Source organism: Micromonospora coxensis (assembly GCF_900090295.1).
Lineage (GTDB): Bacteria > Actinomycetota > Actinomycetes > Mycobacteriales > Micromonosporaceae > Micromonospora > Micromonospora coxensis.
In genome coordinates, this window is record NZ_LT607753.1 from 2447209 (window position 1) to 2463859 (window position 16651).

Genomic DNA, 16651 nt, shown 5'->3' on the forward strand with positions numbered 1-16651 from the left:
AGCAGGCCGGCGACCGACCCGAGCGGCACGAACAGGCCGGCGACCGGGCAATCGGCCCGAGCGGTCAGCCGGCCTGGCAGGTGGGGCACCAGTAGAGGTTGCGCCCGGCCAGCCCGCCCCGGCTGACCGCCGACCCGCAGACGTGGCAGGGCGCGCCGGGGCGGCGGTAGACGTACACCTCGCCGCCGTGCCGGTCGACGCGGGCCGGACGGCCCATCGCCTCCGGCAGGTGGGCGTCGCGGACCGTGTCGATCCGTCCGTGGGCGACGGCCCGCGTCATCAGCTCCACGAGGTCGACCCAGAGGGCGTCCCAGTCGGCCCGGGTCAGCGCGCGGCCGGGCAGGGTCGGCGGCAGTCCGGCCCGGAACAGCGCCTCGGTGACGAAGATCAGCCCGGTCCCGGCCACCACCGACTGGTCCAGCAGCAGCGCGGCGAGCGGGGTGCCGCTGCGGCGGATCCGCGCGTACGCCCGCTCCGGATCGGCGTCGGCGCGCAGCGGATCCGGGCCGAGCCGGGCGCGCAGCGCCGCCACCTCGGGCGGGGTGAGCAGTTCGCAGGCGGTGGGGCCGCGCAGGTCGAGCCAGTGCCGGTCGCTGGTCAGCCGCAGCCGCACCTGCCCGACCGGCTCCGGCGGCTCGCCGTCGCCGTCGGTGAACCGGCCGTAGAGACCGAGGTGCACGTGCAGGGTCGTCGAATCGGCGTAGTGGTGCAGCAGGTGCTTGCCGTACGCCTCGCACGCGTCCAGAACGGTGCCGGAGAGGCGGGCGGCGCCGTCGGCGAATCGACCCTGCGGGCTGGCGGCGATGACCTTGTCGCCGGCGAACAGCTCGGCGTGCCGGGTCGCCAGGCGGTGGATGGTGTGTCCCTCTGGCACCGGTCCACGGTAGCCGCCCGGACCGCCGGCCCCGACGACGAGTGTGGTCGATCGCCGCACCGGGTACATCCCCACCGTTACCGCGTGGCGGCCACCGACCCTTCCGAGGGCTCCACGCATCGACAAGGAGGTGTTGTGGTGAACATTCCCTCGCTCACGCGTCGGCGCACCGAGCCGACCCGGGACACCGACGGCGACGGGCGGATCGACGGACGCGACGGGCAGCCGGTGGTGACCGGCCGGGACGCCGACGCGGCGACGTACCGCAGCAGCACGTCGGCCACCGCCGGCGAGCGCGACGCCGACGCGGCGCGCCGGGCCGCGGACCGTGGCGCGCCGGCGACCGCGCGCTCCACCGACGACCCGACCCTGCGGGGGCCGTCCGGCCGGGTCGCGCCGATCGACGACGAGCCCCGGCGTACCCGCCCCGGCCGACCGGTAGACGACGAGGCGCGGCGTGCCCCGCTGGCCGACCCGGTGGCGGAGCGGACCATCGACCTGGACCGGGACGGCGTGCCGGACCGGGAGGAGACCCCGGTGGTCGCCGGCCCGAAGCCCCGGGCCAGCCTGCTGGCCACCCTCGGCCTGATCGTCTCGGTGGCCGGGGCGCTCTTCGTGCTCACCGGCACCCTCGCCGGGTACGGCATCGCGCTCGGCGCGGTCGGGGCGGTCCTGGCCGTCCTCGGTCTGCTGGCCACCCGGCGCCGGCACGTGGCCGGCAAGACCGACGCGCTGATCGGCATGCTGGTCGGCCTCGCCGCCGTGGTGCTCGGCGTCCTCGCGATGACCGGGCAGTTCGACTGGCCGACCACCGACGGCGACTGGGTGGCCCGGTTCCGGGAGTGGCTCGACTCACAGTTTGTGGATCGCCTCTGACGGGCACTGTTCCGCTCGCCGGTGGGATGCCGGCGACGCCCGAGGATCTGGTGGTTCACCAGCGGGCACATCCTCTTTCGGGGGCGGCGTTCGCGCCGCCCCCGAAGCATGTCCGGACCCCGGTGCCGCCGCTGGCGCCGGCCACGTTCGCCGGGCCACGGGGGCCGCCGCCGGCCGGAACGGGGTCAGCGCAACGATTCGTCGTACGTGACCGGTCAGACGCAACGATTCCACGCCCTACGCAAGTCTCGGCGGTGGATGTCGTCGGCCGATGCCGCATACCGTTGACCAACGGCGCCAGCCCGTGGGCCACGGTGGCCGGGCGCGCCCGACCCCAGGAGCAGGACATGACGATGGACGCCACCAGCCAGCGCTTCCTGATGTGCCGGCCGACGTACTTCGCCGTCGACTACGCGATCAACCCGTGGATGGACCCGAGCGCGCCGGTCGACGCCGACCTCGCCATCCGGCAGTGGGAGCAGCTGCGCCAGACCTACCTCGACCTGGGCCACACCGTCGAGCTGATCGACCCGGTCGCCGGCCTCCCGGACATGGTCTTCGCCGCCAACGGCGGCACGGTGATCGACGGCAAGGCGATGGCCGTGCAGTTCCGCGACCCGCAGCGCGCCGACGAGGCCCCCGCGTACCGCGCCTGGTTCGAGGCCGCCGGCTTCGAGCTGTACGACCCGAAGCACGTCAACGAGGGCGAGGGCGACGTCCTGCTGGTCGGCGATTACCTGCTCGCCGGCACCGGCTTCCGCACCGCGCACGCCTCGCACGCCCAGTTGCAGGAGGTCTTCGGCTACCCGGTGATCACCATGCAGCTGGTGGACCCGCGCTTCTACCACCTGGACACCGCGCTGACCGTGCTCGACGAGCGGACCGTGGCGTACCTGCCGGAGGCGTTCTCCCCCGGCAGCCAGGCGGTGCTGCGCCGGCTCTTCCCCGACGCGGTCCACGCCACCATGGCCGACGCCGAGGTGCTGGGCCTGAACGCGGTCGGCGACGGCCGGCACGTGGTGCTGCCCGCGCAGGCCACCGACCTGGCCGCGAAGCTGCGCGACCGGGGTTACGAGACCATCGGGATCGACCTGTCCGAGCTGCGCAAGGCCGGCGGCGGACCGAAGTGCTGCACGTTGCGACTCCGTCAGGGAAAGGCGAGCAAGTGATCGAGGACATGCTGCGGACTCCGGCCGCGGTACGGGACGCGGAGCGCCACACCGCGCACAACTACCACCCGCTGCCGGTGGTGATCTCCTCCGCCGAGGGCGCCTGGCTGACCGACGTGGACGGCCGCCGCTACCTGGACTGCCTCGCCGGCTACTCGGCGCTGAACTTCGGCCACCGGCACCCGACGCTGATCCGGGCCGCGCACGAGCAGCTCGACAAGCTGACCCTCACCAGCCGGGCGTTCATCCACGACCAGTTCGCCGACTTCTGCAAGGAGCTGGCCGAGCTGTGCGGCAAGGACCTGGTCCTGCCGATGAACACCGGCGCCGAGGCGGTGGAGACCGGCATCAAGGTCGCCCGCAAGTGGGGCTACCAGGTCAAGGGCGTCGCCCCGGGCCAGGCCAACATCGTGGTGGCCGAGGGCAACTTCCACGGCCGTACGACCACCATCGTCAGCTTCTCCACCGACTCCGACGCCCGCGCCGACTTCGGGCCGTACACGCCGGGCTTCACGGTCGTCCCCTACGGCGACCTGGACGCGCTGACCGCCGCGATCGACGAGAACACCGTGGCCGTGCTGCTGGAGCCGATCCAGGGCGAGCAGGGCGTCGTGGTGCCGCCGGAGGGCTACCTGCCGGGCGTACGCCGGGTCTGCACCGAGCGCAACGTGCTGTTCATCGCCGACGAGATCCAGTCCGGCCTGGGCCGCACCGGTCACACGTTCGCCTGTGACCACGAGGGCGTCGTGCCGGACATGTACCTGCTGGGCAAGGCGCTCGGCGGCGGCATCGTGCCGGTCTCGGCGGTCGCCGCGAACACCGACGTGCTCGGGGTGCTCAAGCCGGGCCAGCACGGCTCGACGTTCGGCGGCAACCCGCTGGCCTGCGCGGTCGCCACCGAGGTGGTCCGGCTGCTGGCCACCGGCGAGTTCCAGCGCCGCTCCGCCGAGCTGGGCGCGCGGCTGCGCGCCGGCCTGGAGGGGCTGATCGGCAAGGGCGTCGTCGCGGTCCGGGTCCGGGGTCTCTGGGCCGGCGTGGACATCGACCCGACGCTGATGAGCGGCCGGGAGGTCTGCGAGCGGCTGATGGAGCGCGGCGTCCTGGCCAAGGACACCCACGGCTCCACCATCCGGCTCGCCCCGCCGCTGGTGATCACCGCCGACGAGATCGACCACGCGGTGGCCCAGCTCGCCGCCGTGCTGGCCGGCTGAACCCGCGTACCGGAACGGGCGCCGGGACCGCGCGGTCCCGGCGCCCGTCGCGTTCCGTTGGGAGCGCGGCGACGACACCCACCGCCCGACCGGTACGGGTCGGCGGCGGGTGGGTCAGGGGCGGGGCAGCCGCATCGCCATGGTGGGGGCCTCGGCCATCACCGAGGTGGGGGTGAACGGGGCGCCGGTGGGCAACTCGTCGGCCCGGCCGACCTGGACGCCCGGATACAGCTCCACCATGTCGGCCCCGGCGAGCACCCGGGACTGCTTGGGCGCGAGCGCGATCCGCTCCGACTCGGTCATCGAGCCGTTGGGTCGGATGCCCGATCCGTTGGTGCTCACGTCGGTCACGATCACCTCACCGACGCGCAGTTCGAGCCGGATGTGGTTGCGGCTGATCCAGCGGCGCGCCTCGTCGTTGAGCCACTGGCCGAGCATGATCCCGCCGCTGCCCTCGGGTGCCCGGCCGACCAGCACCGGCTGCTCCTCGGTCAGCACGAACCGGCGGCGGATCAGCCCGCCGATGCGCACCGCGAGCACCTCGCTGCGCGGGCGCGGGCCGGCGTCGGAGAGCCGGGTGCCGTGCCGGGGGCAGGTCGGCGCGCCGTTGCGCAGCGAGGGTGGCGGCTGACCGGCCGGCGCCCGTTCCACCCGGGCCAGGTCGGCGAACGCGCCACCGCCGCCACCGCCGCCGAAGAGCGCGCAACCCGGCTCCGGGCAGCGCCACTGCCGGGCGAGCAGCTTCTCCCCCACCGGCGAACGGTCCCCGGCGACCGGCGTCTGCCCGCCGCCGACGTGGGCGACGAAGACCGGCCCGCCCGCGCCGGGCGCCGGGGCGAGCACCCGGCCCGGCTGCTCCACCAGCCACGGGAAGCGGCCGCGCAGGCCGTCGAAGCGGACCCGGGTGAGCACCGGCAGGCCGAGCAGGTCGGCCACCTCCAGCATCCGGTCGCCCGGGTTGTCCAGCACCTCGACCAGCCCGTCGTCGGCCCACCGCCGGACGACCATGCGCTCGTTGGAGGTGAGGTCGGCGTCGGAGAGCAGGGCCCGGTGCACCACGGCGTAGACCGGGACGCTGTCCTCCTCCAACTGCCGGGACAGGGCGTCGATAACCATGCCCAGCCGCAGCAGGCTGGCCGGCCGGCCGCCGTCGAGGTCCTGGTATCGGATCACCTCGGCGAGGTCCAGGACGGCCCGGGCCAGGGAGGGATCGGTGCAGACCCGCCCCTCGATGGCGTCCAGGACCTTGCTGATCTCGAATCTCATCGGACGCTCCGGACGATGTCGTCGATGTGGCGCGCCAACTCCACGTCACGGTGGGTGACACCACCGGCGGAGTGCGTGACGCACCGGAAAGTCAGGGTCCGCCACCGGATGTCGATGTCGGGGTGGTGGTCGAGCCGCTCGGCCACCACCGCCACCCGGTCGACCACGGCGATGGCGTCGGGGAAGCTGCCCAGCTGCACCGTACGGCCGATCCCGGTCGGATCGCCCGACCAGTCCGTCAGCCCGCCCAACTCTTCTCGCACCGCCTCGGCGGTGAGCAGGTCTGCCATGCCCCGACCCTACCGGCAGCCCCGGTCGGCGGGCCGGACGCGTCGACCCCCACCGACACCCGCGCACGCAGCGTGAGCGTCGGCGTCACGGACGGCGACGCGCGGACGACGACGGGACGGCCCCTGTCGCGCCCCACCGATACGCTGACCGACGGCCCGGCCGGGGCGGGCGCGTCGCGTCCCCCGGCCCACCCTTCACGAGGAGACACTCCACGATGAACACTCGACGGCTGGCGACCACGGGGGTCGCGCTCGTCGCCGCGCTGGGACTGATGACCGGCTGCGGCAACCAGACCGGAGCGGACACTCCAGCCGCCGGCGCGAGCGCCACCGGCGTCGCCCCGAGCAGCAGCGCCCCGGCGGAGCCGCTGGACGAGCTGACCGCCGCCGCGCTGAAGCTCAACAAGGACAGCGTCCGGGCCACCATCACCTCGTCCGTGCTCAAGGGCGGCGGCCTGATGGACCCGCGGACCAAGTCCATGGACATGACGTTGGACATGGGCGCCCAGGGCAAGGTCCGGATGATCACCATCGGCAACGACGCCTGGATGAAGATCAGCGGCATGTCGGGCGCGCCGAAGCAGTGGCTGCACATGGACGCCACCCGGCTCGGCGCCAGCGGCCAGATGAACCTGATGCCGGACGGCGACCCGGGCGGCGCCAAGCAGATGATCAACGGGGTGACGAAGGTGGAGAGGACCGGCGAGGGCAGCTTCGCCGGCACGCTGGACTACTCCAAGGCCAAGCCGAACGACAAGGCGATCAAGGCGCTCGGCGCGAAGGCCAAGGCGGTCCCCTTCACCGCGAAGACCGACGACCAGGGCCGGCTGGTCGAGCTGGTCGTCGACACCACCGTCCTGCACCCGGCGGCCGGGAAGCTGACCACCACCTACACCGACTTCGGCGCCCCGGTGCAGCCGGAGAAGCCGGCCGCGAGCCAGACCATCGAGGCTCCCGAGGAGCTGATCAAGGCGTTCGGCGGCTGACCCCGGCACGACCCACGGGCGGGGCGGCACCGGCCGGTGCCGCCCCGCCGCGCATACCGCCCCGCCGCGCAACCGCCCCGTTGCGTACCGTCCCACCGCGCATACCGCCCCGCCGCGTGCCGTCCCGGCGCGCAGGCCGCCCCGCCGCGTGCCAACCCGCCGCGCATGCCGGCCCGTTGCCGCAAGCCGGCCCGTTGCCGCATGTCGGTCCGCCGCGTGCCAGGCTGTCGGGCGAGAGCCCGTCGCCGCGCCGGGTCGTGCCCGCGCCGGAAGGGTCAGCTCATCCGCCCGACCGCCGCCCGCAGCCGGGCGAGGTCGCGGCGACGCCGCTCGTAGGTGGCGGCCAGGGCGATCAACGCCAGCCCGCCGACGGCCAGGAAGATCCACCGGGGCAGCAGGTCCCACCCCCGGACCAGTTCGTGCAGGGCGAGCACGGTCAGGGTGGCCCCGCCGAGCACCACCGGGGCCTGCCAGCGGCGGGTCGCCCCGGCGAGGACGACACCCAGCGCGGCCGCCCCGAGCAGCAGCCGCCGCCACGGCTGGGGCTCCGGCGCGACCAGCACCGACACCAGGCTGGGCAGCAGCCCGGCGGCCAACCCCGGACCGAGCGCCAACCAGCTGTTCAGCCCCGGCCGGGTACGCAGCGCCACCAGGCCCGCGACGAGCGCCAGCCCGGCCGCCGGCAGGGTGTACGCCTCCCACAGCACCACCCCGCCGGCCGCGAGCAGCAGCCAGGCGCCGAGCAGCTCGCTGGTCCCGGCGATGCCCGCGAACGCCCACCGCCCGGCGGTGGACTCGCCCCGACGCAGCACCCGCAGCGCCACCGCCACGCCCCACAGCACGCAGATCACGGCGGCGTGCCGTAGCGCCGGCACGCTGAACAGCAGCGCCACCAGCGCCACCGCCTGGGCCGCCGCCTCCATCGCCCGACCGGCCAGGGCCGCCCGCCGGGCCAGCGGCGGGGCGAGGAACAGCACCACCACCGCCACCGCCAGCACGGCGAACCCGGCGGTACGCAGGGGCAGCCCGGCGGCGAGCGACGCGGTCACCGCGAAACCGGTGGCGGCGGCGACCGCCACGAGACTGCCCAGGACGCGCACCTCGGCCCGCCGCCCGACGGCGCCGACCACCACCGCCGCGACCACGAGCAGGGCCAGCCCGCCGAGGGTGCCGGCCCGGGTGGCGAGCAGCCCCACCAGCCCGGCGACGGTCCAGAGCACGCCGATCGGCAGCAGGACCAGGCCGCGCAGCGGATCGGCACCCGACCGACCCGGCGAGGCCACCGGAGCGGCCGGGACCGGCGAGCCGACCCCCGCCACCGGCGAGCCGGGCGACCCGGCGGCAGCCGACAGGGCGGGCGACCCGGCCGCAGCCGACAGGGCGGGCGAACCGGCGGCAGCCGCCGAGGCGGGCGACCCGGCCGCAGCCGTCAGGGTGGGCGACCCGGCCGCAGCCGCCGAGGAGCCGGCCGGAGCTGCCGGAGAGCCGACCGCAGCCGCCGAGGCCGGGGAGGCGGTGCGGTCCGGGGAGGCGGTGCGGTCCGGAGAGGTGGCCGGGCCGGCGAGCGGCCGGGACGTGTCCGGCGTCGGCGGGGCCAGGGCGACGACCAGCAGCGCGGCGAGTCCGATGAGGATCACCGCTGCCGGCCCGACCGGCCAGGGCGCGCCGAGCGCCACCAGCGCCAGCGGGAGCGCGACCGCCCCGAAGGCGGCGCCGGTCAGCAGCCGGGTGACCCGTCCGGCGTCGGCCCGTGCGGCGAGGACCTGGGCGGCGACGGCCAGCACCAGCACCGCCACCAGCGCGGTCCACGCGCCGGGCAGCGGCTCGGCCGAGGGCGCCCCGGACCAGGGCCGCACCGGCCCGTCGTACGGGCTGAAGACCGCCTCCACCGTCGCGGGCAGGACGGCGAGCCCGGCGACCACGGTCAGCGCGGCGGCGACCACCCGACCCGGCATCGACACGTCGGTGCCCCGGTCGACGGCGACCAGCAGCAGCACCGCCGTCGCCGCGTACAGCCCCAGGGGTTCGGCCGGTACGACCAGCGGCGCCAGGGCGAGCACGCCGAGCGTCGCGGTGGTGGCGGTCGAGGCGTACCCGTCGAGGTCCGGCCGGTGGCGGCGGACCGCGAGGAGCACGGCGAGCGTCAGCGCGGCGGCGGCGAACCCGCCCCGGGCCGACCATGCGGGGGCGGCTCCGGCGGCGACCAGCGCGACGACCGCCTGGGCCGGTACGGCGAGCAGCGCCGCGACCAGTGCCACCCCGCCGACCGCGTGCTGGGCCGGGGTGCCCCGGCGGGACAGGGCCGCCGCGGCGAAGCCGGCGAGCAGCACGACACCGAGCGCGGCGAGCGTCCCGGACCGGGTGGCCAGGGCGACGAGCAGCCCGTGTGCGATCAGGGTGGCGGCGGCCAACGCGCCGACCAGCACGGTCGGGGTCCGCCGGCCCGGCCGCAGGACGGCGGCCAGGAACACCACCGCGAGGACCAGGTCCATGCCGACGATCGCCGGCCACGGCGTCGCGGTGGCCGCCGGCAGCGCCAACCCGGTCACCGTCACCCCGAGCAGCACGGTCACCGGGCGGGCGGCCCGGGGCAGCAGCAGCACGAACACGGCGGCGGTGAGCAGCACGGCCACCGGGAGCTGCCAGCCCCAGTCCGGCGCCGAGCCGAGCCGCGCGCCCCGCCACGGGGGTTGCGAGCGGGCCACCGCGCCGCCGGCCACCAGCAGGGTGGCGAGCACGACGACCTGGGCGAGACCACCGGCGACGACCAGCGCGCCGACCCGGGGACCGGAGCGCGCGACGGCCGGCAGGGCCCGGACCGCGCCGGCCAGCGCGACCGCCACCAGGGCCGCCGCCACCAGCAGCAGGCCCGGACGCAGTTCGGCGACCGGACGCAGCAGCGCGGCGGCCAGCACCGGCACCAGCAGTCCCGCCGCGACCTGGCGGAGCGCCCGCTCCCCGGAGGCCCACGCGCCGCCGAGCACGACCAGCGCCACCAGCAGCAGCGGCGCCCCGGCGAGCAGCGGCTGCCCGGCGGCCCGCCCCCAGGCGAGCGGCACCAGGGCGCAGCCGGCGGCGAGCAGGGTGGCGGCGCCGAAGCCGAGCCAGGCGAGCACCCGTCCGGCCAGGACGGTGCGCGGCACGGCGACCGACCCCCCGCCGGCCGCCGTGCCCCCGATCCGCGCCCCCGTGGCGGTGCCCGGCGCGCTCACGCCGGTCACCGCCGTCCCCCCGGAGGACCCGGGCACCGTCGCCGCGACGACGGGTACGGCCGGGTACCGGCGGCGCAGCGCGACCACCACCACGAGGTCGAGCAGCGCCACCCCGAGCAGGACCAGGGTCCACCCGTCGGCGTCCGGCCGGGCCTCGGCCGCGGCCAGCGGCAGCACCGGCTGCGCGACGAGCAGCGCCGCGAACCAGGGCACCGTCAGCCGGCTGAGCCGCGCGTACCCGGCGGCGACCGCCGCGCTGGCCCCCCCGACCAGCGCGGCGTACCGGGTGCCCGGCCAGGCGGCCGTGCCGAACAGGTCGACCGCCCAGGCGGCGTACCCGTCGAGGACCACCAGCAGCAGTCCCACCGCGGCGAAGGTCTCCGCCGTGCCGCGCAGCCCCCGCCGGGCCGCGACCAGCGGCACGGCGAGCGCGAGGACGGTGAACGCGGCCAGGATCAGGGCCCGGCCGGCCACCCCCACCGCCGCCCAGGCGACGGCGGTGAACACCACGGCGGCGGTGCCGAGCAGCACCCCACCGAGGACGAACAGCACCCCCTGCACGGTCCGGGTCGACGTCTCCGGCCGTCCGGGCGCCACCGGCACGGGCCGCGCCGTGACCGGGACGGCCGGCCCCCCGCCGACCGCCGCCGGCACGGGCACGGGACGGACCGTCGGCGTCTGCCGGGGCACCTCCGCGCGGACCCGGGCCGCCAGCTCCGCGCGCCGGCTGCGCGCCGCGTCGTACCGGTCGGAGACCTCGCGGTACGCCGCACGCGCCCGGTCCACCTCCCGGGCCAGCACGGCGATCTCCCGGTCCAGCCGGATCACCTCCGCCGCGGGCGGGTACGGCGGCCGACCGCAACCGGAGCACCCGCGACTCAGATCGGCGGGCGCCCCGCAGGCGGGGCAGGGGTAGGCGCTGTTCTCCACCGGGCCATCCTCACGTCCCGGTGGGATTCCCAACAGAGTGCGCGTACCTAGACCCTGGTGTTCTCGCGCACCCAGGCCGCGTACGCCGGGTCGCCGCACTCGACCCCCCGGCTCACCAGGATCTCCGGCACGTCGTACGGGTGGTCGGCGCGGATCCGGTCGACCAGCGCCGCCACCCGGTCGGGCGCGGTCTTGAACTGCACCGACCATTCGGTGGCGGTCTCCACCTCGCCGCGCCACCGGTAGGTGCTGTCGACCGGGCCGCCGACCTGGGCACAGGCGGCCAGCCGGTCGGCGACCGCCGTGGCCGCCAGCCCGTCCGCCACCGCTCGCGCGTCCACCACCGTCGTCACCACGCAGATCTGCTCCACCAGCGCACCCTACGCAACACCGGGACCGTCGGAGTTCACGTCGGCCTCGTCGCGGTTGGTGGCGATCCAGGTGTCGATCCGCCCCCACCAGTCGAAGAGCCAGTCGATGCGTTCCTGCCGCCCGATCGGGACGTCCTCCGGCGGCACCGACCAGAACCGCATCACGATCCGCTTGTCCATCGGCAACTCGCGCCAGACGTCCGCGACGGTGAGCATCTGGTCCAGCCCGGTGTGCGCCACGAAGATCACCCCGGCGTCCGGGGCCGCCTCCAGGGCGGCGAGCAGGCCGCCGGGCTGCGGGGCGAGCACGTGCTGCATCCGTTCGGCGCGCAGGGCCATCCGTTCCAGGCCCAGCGCGCGCAGCCGGGCGATGGCCCGCAGCCGCCGACGCGGGGTGAAGTTGCCGCCCTCCGGGAAGATCACGAACGCGTCGTCGTCGTCCAGGTCGGTGGCGAGGTGGCCGATCTGCCGCACCGCCGAGTCACGAGCGTCCACCCCGGGTGCGATGAACCGGTTGGGCAGCCGGTTGAGCAGCACGTCGATCGCCGGGTCCCACTGGAGGCTCTCCTTGAGCACGATGCGCGGCTCGCGCTGGAACCAGTTGACCAGGGCGTGGATCAGGATGAACGAGTCGCCCGGCCCGGCGTGCCGGCAGAGCACCAGCTCGGGACGGCCCGGCAGGGCGGTGTCCGGGTCGGTGCCGACCACGTCGATGCGCAGCCGCAGCGTCCACCGGGCCTGCCAGAAGAGCACCTGGAGGAAGCGGCCGGCGAGCACGTAGTGGGCGCGCTGGAAGGCCGGCGACCGCTTGCGCGCCCCGAAGCCCGAGGCCAGCCAGAGCCCGAAGAGCGCGATCAGCGCCGCCGCGTCCCAGACCAGGTAGACGCAGCCGATCCAGAGCAGCCGCAGCGGTCGCAGCCGGCCCGGGACGAACGGCGAGACGGCCAGACCCAGCAACGCCCAGACCGGCACCGTGGTGACCATCAGCACCGCGAGCAGCACCACACCGGGGGCGAGCAGCAGCCGGCGGACCCACCGCGGTGGCAGCGGCATCAGCGGTCCAGCATGGCCAGGTAGTGCCGGGAGGCGGTGTAGGCACGGCTGATCCGCCGGCCCACCGCCGCCATGTCCCGGTACGCCCACGGGCTGTCGTCGCGGGGTTCCAACCCGCCGGTCGGCAGCACGTGCACCTCCACCCCGTCCGGCAGCGCCGCCATCTCCCGGGCGAACCGGTGCCGCCGGGCGATCTCGAACGCGACCTGGGCGATCTCCCAGGGCCGCCGGGGCGGGGTCAGCTCCCGCTCGATCCGGCCGACCTGGAGTACGAAGATCCGCTCCGCGCCGACCGCGACCGCCTCGCCGATCGGGATGGAGTTGACGATCCCGCCGTCGACGTAGTGCTGCCCGTCGATCTGGGCGGGCGGCAGCAGCCCCGGCACCGAGGCGGAGGCGAGCACGGCCGGCACCAACGGTCCCTCGTGGAACCAGTGCTCGGCGGCCCGCTCGATGTTGGCGGCACAGCAGCGGAACGGCACCTTCAGGTCGGCGAAGGTGGTCTCCGGGCCCAACTCCCCCTCCAGCAGCTTGCGCAGTGGCCGGGGCGAGTGCAGGTGGGTACGGGCGGCGAAACGGCGCAGCTGACGGGCGACCGAGTCGCCGTACACCTCGCTCGCCTCGGGCGAGGCCCAGAGCCGGACCAGCCGGTCGGTCACCGCCTCGGTCGGGTCGGCGGCGACCAGCGCGCCGTTCACCGCGCCGATCGAGGTGCCGAGCACGACGTCGGGGCGGATGCGGGCGCGGAACAGGGCCCGGAGCATGCCCACCTCGACCGCGCCGAGCACTCCCCCGCCACCGAGCACGAACGCCACCGGACCGCCACCCATGACGCCCATCCTGGCACGCGCGCGCCGCTCACCCCGCCGGAGACGCTGGTCGTCGCGCCGGGCACACCACTCGGCGCGGAGGGTCACCGGAAAAGGGGACGCCCGTTGACACGGCGGACACCTTCCCGCAACCTGATACCGCCCCCACCCCGAGGCAGGTGCGATCACTGATGGCAGCGCTGCAACCCGGCCGGTTGCTGGCCCGCCGATACCGACTCATCGACCAGATCGGGGCCGGTGGGATGTCGGTCATCTGGCGCGCCCGCGACGAGGTCCTCGACCGGGTCGTCGCGGTCAAGGTCCTGGCCCCCTCACTGGCCGCCGACGCCCGCTTCCGCGACATGGTGCGCGAGGAGGCCCGCTCGGCCGCCCAGCTCGTGCACCCGCACGTGACCGCCGTGCACGACTACGGCGAGACGCTGGCCCCGGACGGCGAGATCACCTCCTTCGTGGTGATGGAGCTGCTCAGCGGGGAGGAGTTGGAGAACCGGCTCAGCGAGGGGCCGCTGCCCTGGCCGGAGGCGGTCGAGGTGGGCGCGCAGGTGGCCGAGGCGCTGGCCGCCGCGCACCGGCTCGGCATCGTGCACCGGGACATCACCCCCGCCAACGTGATGATGACCCGCACCGGCGCCAAGGTCCTGGACTTCGGCATCGCCACCCAGGTCGGCGCCCCCGACGAGGACGAGGACGGCGGCACCTTCGGCACCCCGGCGTACGTCGCGCCGGAGCGGCTGGACGGGGCGCCCGCCCAGCCCGCCACCGACGTCTACTCGCTGGGCGTGCTGCTCTACGAGACGCTCACCGGGCGGGTGCCGTTCCCGGCGGACACCTGGGAGGACCTGGGCGAGGCGTTGCAGTCCGACGAGACGCCCTCGCTGGACGGCGTGCCGGGCCTGCCACCGGCGGTGGCGCGTACCTGTCTGCGCTGCCTGGCCCGGGACCCTCGGGACCGGCCCACCGCGCACCAGGTGGCCGCGGCGCTGCGCGACCAGATGCTGCCCGGCGACCCGCAGGCGGCCACCATGCTCTCGCCGACGGTGACCCTGCCGGCGCTACCGGTGGCGCACGGCACCGGCGACGACCCGGGGGCCGACGGCGCGAGCGCAGCGGCCCCGCACGGGGACCATTCGAAGACCACTCCGGGACACCGCCGGCGGGCCGCCCGGCCGGGCTCCCGCCGCCCGCTCGTGCTGGTCGGCGGGCTGGCGCTGGTCGTCACGACCGCGGCGCTGATCGCCCCCACCCTGACCCCCCGCTCGCCGGCGCCGCCGTCGAACGCCCTGCCGACCACCGCGCCGGTCACCGACCCGCCGGCCACCCCGGACGACCAGATCACCGTGCCTCCGGCGGCGCCGACCGCCACCGCGACCAGCACGTCCCCGCCGTCCCGGCCGCAGCCCGCACCGGACGGCGGGCAGGGCGCGGGCGGGCTCACCGAGGCCGCCGAGCGATTGCGCACCCTGATCGACGACGGGGTGCGCAGCGGCGACATCCGGTCGGACGTCGGCATCGACCTGCGCAACGTGCTGGCCAACCTGACCCGGGAGGCGGCCGACGGGCGCGCCGACCTCGCCGAACCGGTGGCCCGGCTGCGGGAGAAGGTCACCCGGCGGGTGCAGGAGGGGGCCATCACCCCGGAGTTCGCCCGGCACCTCGACACGGCGATCCTGGGCCTCGGCAGCAGCCAGGTCTGAGCCCGGGTCAGCGGGCGGCGATCGGCGCCGGCGCCCGGGCCGCCGTCACGCCCAGGGCGAAGCGCCGGTAGACGTCCTCGTAGCCGGCGGCCATCCGCTCGGTCGAGAAGTTGCGCGCCGCGTGCGCGACGCAGGCCGCCGGGTCGAGCCGGTCCACCTCGCGCAGCGCCGCCGGCAGTTCCTCCGCGCGGTCGCGCACCAGCCCGGTCACCCCCTCCACCACCAGCTCCGGTACGGCGCCCCGGCGCAGCGCCACCACCGGGGTGCCGGTGGCCATGGCCTCCACCATCACCATGCCGAACGGCTCCTCCCACTGGATCGGCATGATCAGGCAGCGGGCGTCGACGAGCATCCGCAGGGTGGCCGCCCGGTCGGCGTTCATCACCACGGTGACGTCGGAGTCCAGCAACGGCTCGACCACCTCGGCGTAGTAGCGCCGCTCGGCGGGTTCGTTGCACTTGCCGGCCAGGGTCAGCGGCAGCCCGGCCGCCCGGCAGGCGCGGATGGCGAGGTCCGGGCCCTTGTCCGGGCTGAACCGGGCCAGCCAGAGCACCGGCCCACGGCCGGGGGCGTGCTTGCGCGGCAGGTCGGTGGCGTCCATCGCGTTGTGCACCGTCCCCACCCAGGGCAGGCTCGGGTTCGCCCGCCGCTGCGCGTGGGAGATGGCCACCAGTCCGACGCCGTGGTCGGTGTCGCTGAGCACCGTGCCGTACTCCCCGACCGGGTTGCCGTGCACGGTGGCGACCGTCGGCACCGCCCGCCGGCCGGCGACCAGCGGACCGATCGTGGTGTGGTCGTGCACCACGTCGAAGTCCTCGGGAGTCACCAGGTGGTTCACCCGGGCCAGATGGGCCAGCTCGGGCAGCGACTCGCCGAGCCGGTCGTACTGCAGTTCGGGGACGGTGGAGACGAATTCGGCGGCGGTGCCGTGCTGCCGTCCCGCGCCGAACAGGGTCACCGCGTGCCCGCGCGCGACCAGGGTGTCCACCAGTCCGTGCACCACCTGCTCCAGCCCGCCGTAGCCGGGGGGCGGCACCGACAGCCACGGCGGCACCACCATCGCGACCCGCAGCGGCCGGGTGGACGGGTGTGGCGACGGACGGTGGGTCACGGTCACAGGTCCTCCCCGTTGGTGCCCGGTGAGCGCGATCGGCGGCGTGTTCCCCCTGCGGACGGGGTCAAACGGTCGTCGGGACGGCTCATCCGGTGACGACGAGCCGGTCGTCCACGGCCCGCACCCCCGGGGCGGACCAGGCGACCCGCTCCGCCTCGTCCCGCTCCCACCAGGAGCGCACCTCGCCGCGCAGCACCACGGTGTCCTCGGCCAGCTCCACGGTGACCGCCTCGGTGCCGGTGCGGCGGCGCAGGGCCCGGCGCAGGTCCGCGACGGTCTGCTCGGCGCTCGGCGGGGCCGGTGGGACCACCTCGACCAGGTTGGTCACCCCGCGTACGCCCCGCAGCCGGCGCAGCTCCTGCTCGGCGGTACGCCGCTGGTAGCCGAACTCGACCTCGCCGCGCAGCATCAGCCAGCCGTCGGCCACCGTCACGTCGAGGCGCTCGGCGGGCACGAAGCTGTCCCACTCCAGCGCCCGGACGGCGGCGAGGGCCAGGTCGGCGTCGTCCTGGCCGTCCAGGCCAGGCAGGCGCACCTCGACGTCGTCGGCGACCGCCCGCACGCCCCGTACCCGGTGCGCGCAGCGCAGCGCCGCCCACTTGCGGGCGTAGCTGTCCACCCGGCCGGTCAGCGTGACCACGCCGTCGGCGACGGCGACCCCGACCTCCTGCGGCTGCGCCTGGGGGTCCCAGGCCAGCTCGTCGAGGACGTCGCGCTGGATGTGCTGGTCGGTGCGGACGGCCGCTGCCGTGCCCATGGCGTCCCCCTCCGTACG

At 75.8% G+C, this 16651-nt stretch carries 14 protein-coding genes; 5 read left to right on the forward strand and 9 right to left on the reverse strand.

The window, feature by feature from the left end; genetic code table 11:
- Positions 1 to 64: 64 nt before the first annotated feature.
- Positions 65 to 874: an Fpg/Nei family DNA glycosylase gene (locus GA0070614_RS10935; RefSeq protein ID WP_088979369.1), complete on the reverse strand. Its 810-nt coding sequence runs from the start codon at positions 872 to 874 to the stop codon at positions 65 to 67.
- Positions 875 to 1012: 138 nt separating this feature from the next.
- On the opposite strand from GA0070614_RS10935, the gene GA0070614_RS10940 reads away from it, so the two are divergent.
- From GA0070614_RS10940 to rocD, 3 genes are read left to right on the forward strand one after another with little or no spacing between them, the layout of a single operon-like run.
- Entirely contained in the window at positions 1013 to 1750 is a 738-nt protein-coding gene (locus GA0070614_RS10940; protein ID WP_231933607.1) for a DMT family transporter, read from the forward strand.
- Between the two features lie 26 nt (positions 1751 to 1776).
- Positions 1777 to 2919 (forward strand): dimethylargininase, encoded by a 1143-nt coding sequence (gene ddaH / locus GA0070614_RS10945; RefSeq protein ID WP_408630746.1) that lies wholly within the window; start codon positions 1777 to 1779, stop codon positions 2917 to 2919.
- Positions 2916 to 4130, forward strand: a complete 1215-nt coding sequence (gene rocD, locus GA0070614_RS10950; RefSeq protein WP_172892411.1) for an ornithine--oxo-acid transaminase — start codon at positions 2916 to 2918, stop codon at positions 4128 to 4130. The genes ddaH and rocD overlap by 4 nt, the downstream gene beginning before the upstream one ends.
- A 114-nt stretch (positions 4131 to 4244) precedes the next feature.
- Here the strand turns inward: rocD and GA0070614_RS10955 are convergent, their stop codons facing one another.
- Together GA0070614_RS10955 and GA0070614_RS30775 are read right to left on the reverse strand one after the other, a co-directional pair.
- The gene (locus GA0070614_RS10955) at positions 4245 to 5396 is read right to left on the reverse strand and encodes an FHA domain-containing protein (RefSeq protein WP_197701436.1); all 1152 of its coding nucleotides are present in this window, start codon (positions 5394 to 5396) and stop codon (positions 4245 to 4247) included.
- Entirely contained in the window at positions 5393 to 5686 is a 294-nt protein-coding gene (locus GA0070614_RS30775) for a 4a-hydroxytetrahydrobiopterin dehydratase (RefSeq protein ID WP_197701437.1), read from the reverse strand. Before GA0070614_RS30775 ends, GA0070614_RS10955 begins: the two co-directional genes overlap by 4 nt.
- 215 nt (positions 5687 to 5901) lie before the next feature.
- Between GA0070614_RS30775 and GA0070614_RS10960 the strand changes: the two genes are divergently transcribed.
- Positions 5902 to 6672, forward strand: a complete 771-nt coding sequence (locus tag GA0070614_RS10960) for a hypothetical protein (RefSeq protein WP_088975855.1) — start codon at positions 5902 to 5904, stop codon at positions 6670 to 6672.
- 275 nt (positions 6673 to 6947) lie between these two features.
- Here GA0070614_RS10960 and GA0070614_RS10965 read toward each other — a convergent pair whose 3' ends face one another.
- The 4 genes from GA0070614_RS10965 to GA0070614_RS10980 are packed head-to-tail and all read right to left on the reverse strand — an operon-like array spanning position 6948 to position 13068.
- A complete protein-coding gene (locus tag GA0070614_RS10965; protein WP_088975856.1) occupies positions 6948 to 10814 on the reverse strand; it encodes an SCO7613 C-terminal domain-containing membrane protein in 3867 nt (1288 codons plus the stop codon).
- Positions 10815 to 10861: 47 nt separating this feature from the next.
- Positions 10862 to 11185 carry a divalent-cation tolerance protein CutA gene (cutA, locus tag GA0070614_RS10970; RefSeq protein ID WP_088975857.1) on the reverse strand — a complete coding sequence of 108 codons (324 nt, stop codon included), beginning with the start codon at positions 11183 to 11185 and terminating at the stop codon, positions 10862 to 10864.
- A gap of 9 nt (positions 11186 to 11194) precedes the next feature.
- Positions 11195 to 12238 carry a 1-acyl-sn-glycerol-3-phosphate acyltransferase gene (locus GA0070614_RS10975; protein ID WP_088975858.1) on the reverse strand — a complete coding sequence of 348 codons (1044 nt, stop codon included), beginning with the start codon at positions 12236 to 12238 and terminating at the stop codon, positions 11195 to 11197.
- Positions 12238 to 13068: a patatin-like phospholipase family protein gene (locus tag GA0070614_RS10980; protein ID WP_088975859.1), complete on the reverse strand. Its 831-nt coding sequence runs from the start codon at positions 13066 to 13068 to the stop codon at positions 12238 to 12240. The genes GA0070614_RS10975 and GA0070614_RS10980 overlap by 1 nt, the downstream gene beginning before the upstream one ends.
- A 170-nt stretch (positions 13069 to 13238) precedes the next feature.
- Between GA0070614_RS10980 and GA0070614_RS10985 the strand changes: the two genes are divergently transcribed.
- Positions 13239 to 14762: a serine/threonine-protein kinase gene (locus GA0070614_RS10985; protein WP_088975860.1), complete on the forward strand. Its 1524-nt coding sequence runs from the start codon at positions 13239 to 13241 to the stop codon at positions 14760 to 14762.
- Between the two features lie 7 nt (positions 14763 to 14769).
- Here GA0070614_RS10985 and GA0070614_RS10990 read toward each other — a convergent pair whose 3' ends face one another.
- Complete coding sequence (locus tag GA0070614_RS10990) at positions 14770 to 15822, reverse strand: glycosyltransferase family 4 protein (protein WP_088979373.1); 1053 nt, start codon at positions 15820 to 15822, stop codon at positions 14770 to 14772.
- Between the two features lie 139 nt (positions 15823 to 15961).
- The gene (locus GA0070614_RS10995) at positions 15962 to 16633 is read right to left on the reverse strand and encodes a BON domain-containing protein (protein WP_088975861.1); all 672 of its coding nucleotides are present in this window, start codon (positions 16631 to 16633) and stop codon (positions 15962 to 15964) included.
- Positions 16634 to 16651 lie beyond the last annotated feature (18 nt).

Excerpts from the sequence above, each read along its gene's own strand:
- ddaH (WP_408630746.1), top strand. The coding sequence starts at position 1,777 with ATGCCGGCGACGCCCGAGGATCTGGTGGTTCACCAGCGGGCACATCCT.
- GA0070614_RS10955 (WP_197701436.1), bottom strand. The coding sequence starts at position 5,396 with ATGAGATTCGAGATCAGCAAGGTCCTGGACGCCATCGAGGGGCGGGTC.
- GA0070614_RS30775 (WP_197701437.1), bottom strand. The coding sequence starts at position 5,686 with ATGGCAGACCTGCTCACCGCCGAGGCGGTGCGAGAAGAGTTGGGCGGG.
- GA0070614_RS10960 (WP_088975855.1), top strand. The coding sequence starts at position 5,902 with ATGAACACTCGACGGCTGGCGACCACGGGGGTCGCGCTCGTCGCCGCG.
- GA0070614_RS10975 (WP_088975858.1), bottom strand. The coding sequence starts at position 12,238 with ATGCCGCTGCCACCGCGGTGGGTCCGCCGGCTGCTGCTCGCCCCCGGT.
- GA0070614_RS10980 (WP_088975859.1), bottom strand. The coding sequence starts at position 13,068 with ATGGGTGGCGGTCCGGTGGCGTTCGTGCTCGGTGGCGGGGGAGTGCTC.
- GA0070614_RS10985 (WP_088975860.1), top strand. The coding sequence starts at position 13,239 with ATGGCAGCGCTGCAACCCGGCCGGTTGCTGGCCCGCCGATACCGACTC.
- GA0070614_RS10990 (WP_088979373.1), bottom strand. The coding sequence starts at position 15,822 with ATGGTGGTGCCGCCGTGGCTGTCGGTGCCGCCCCCCGGCTACGGCGGG.
- GA0070614_RS10995 (WP_088975861.1), bottom strand. The coding sequence starts at position 16,633 with ATGGGCACGGCAGCGGCCGTCCGCACCGACCAGCACATCCAGCGCGAC.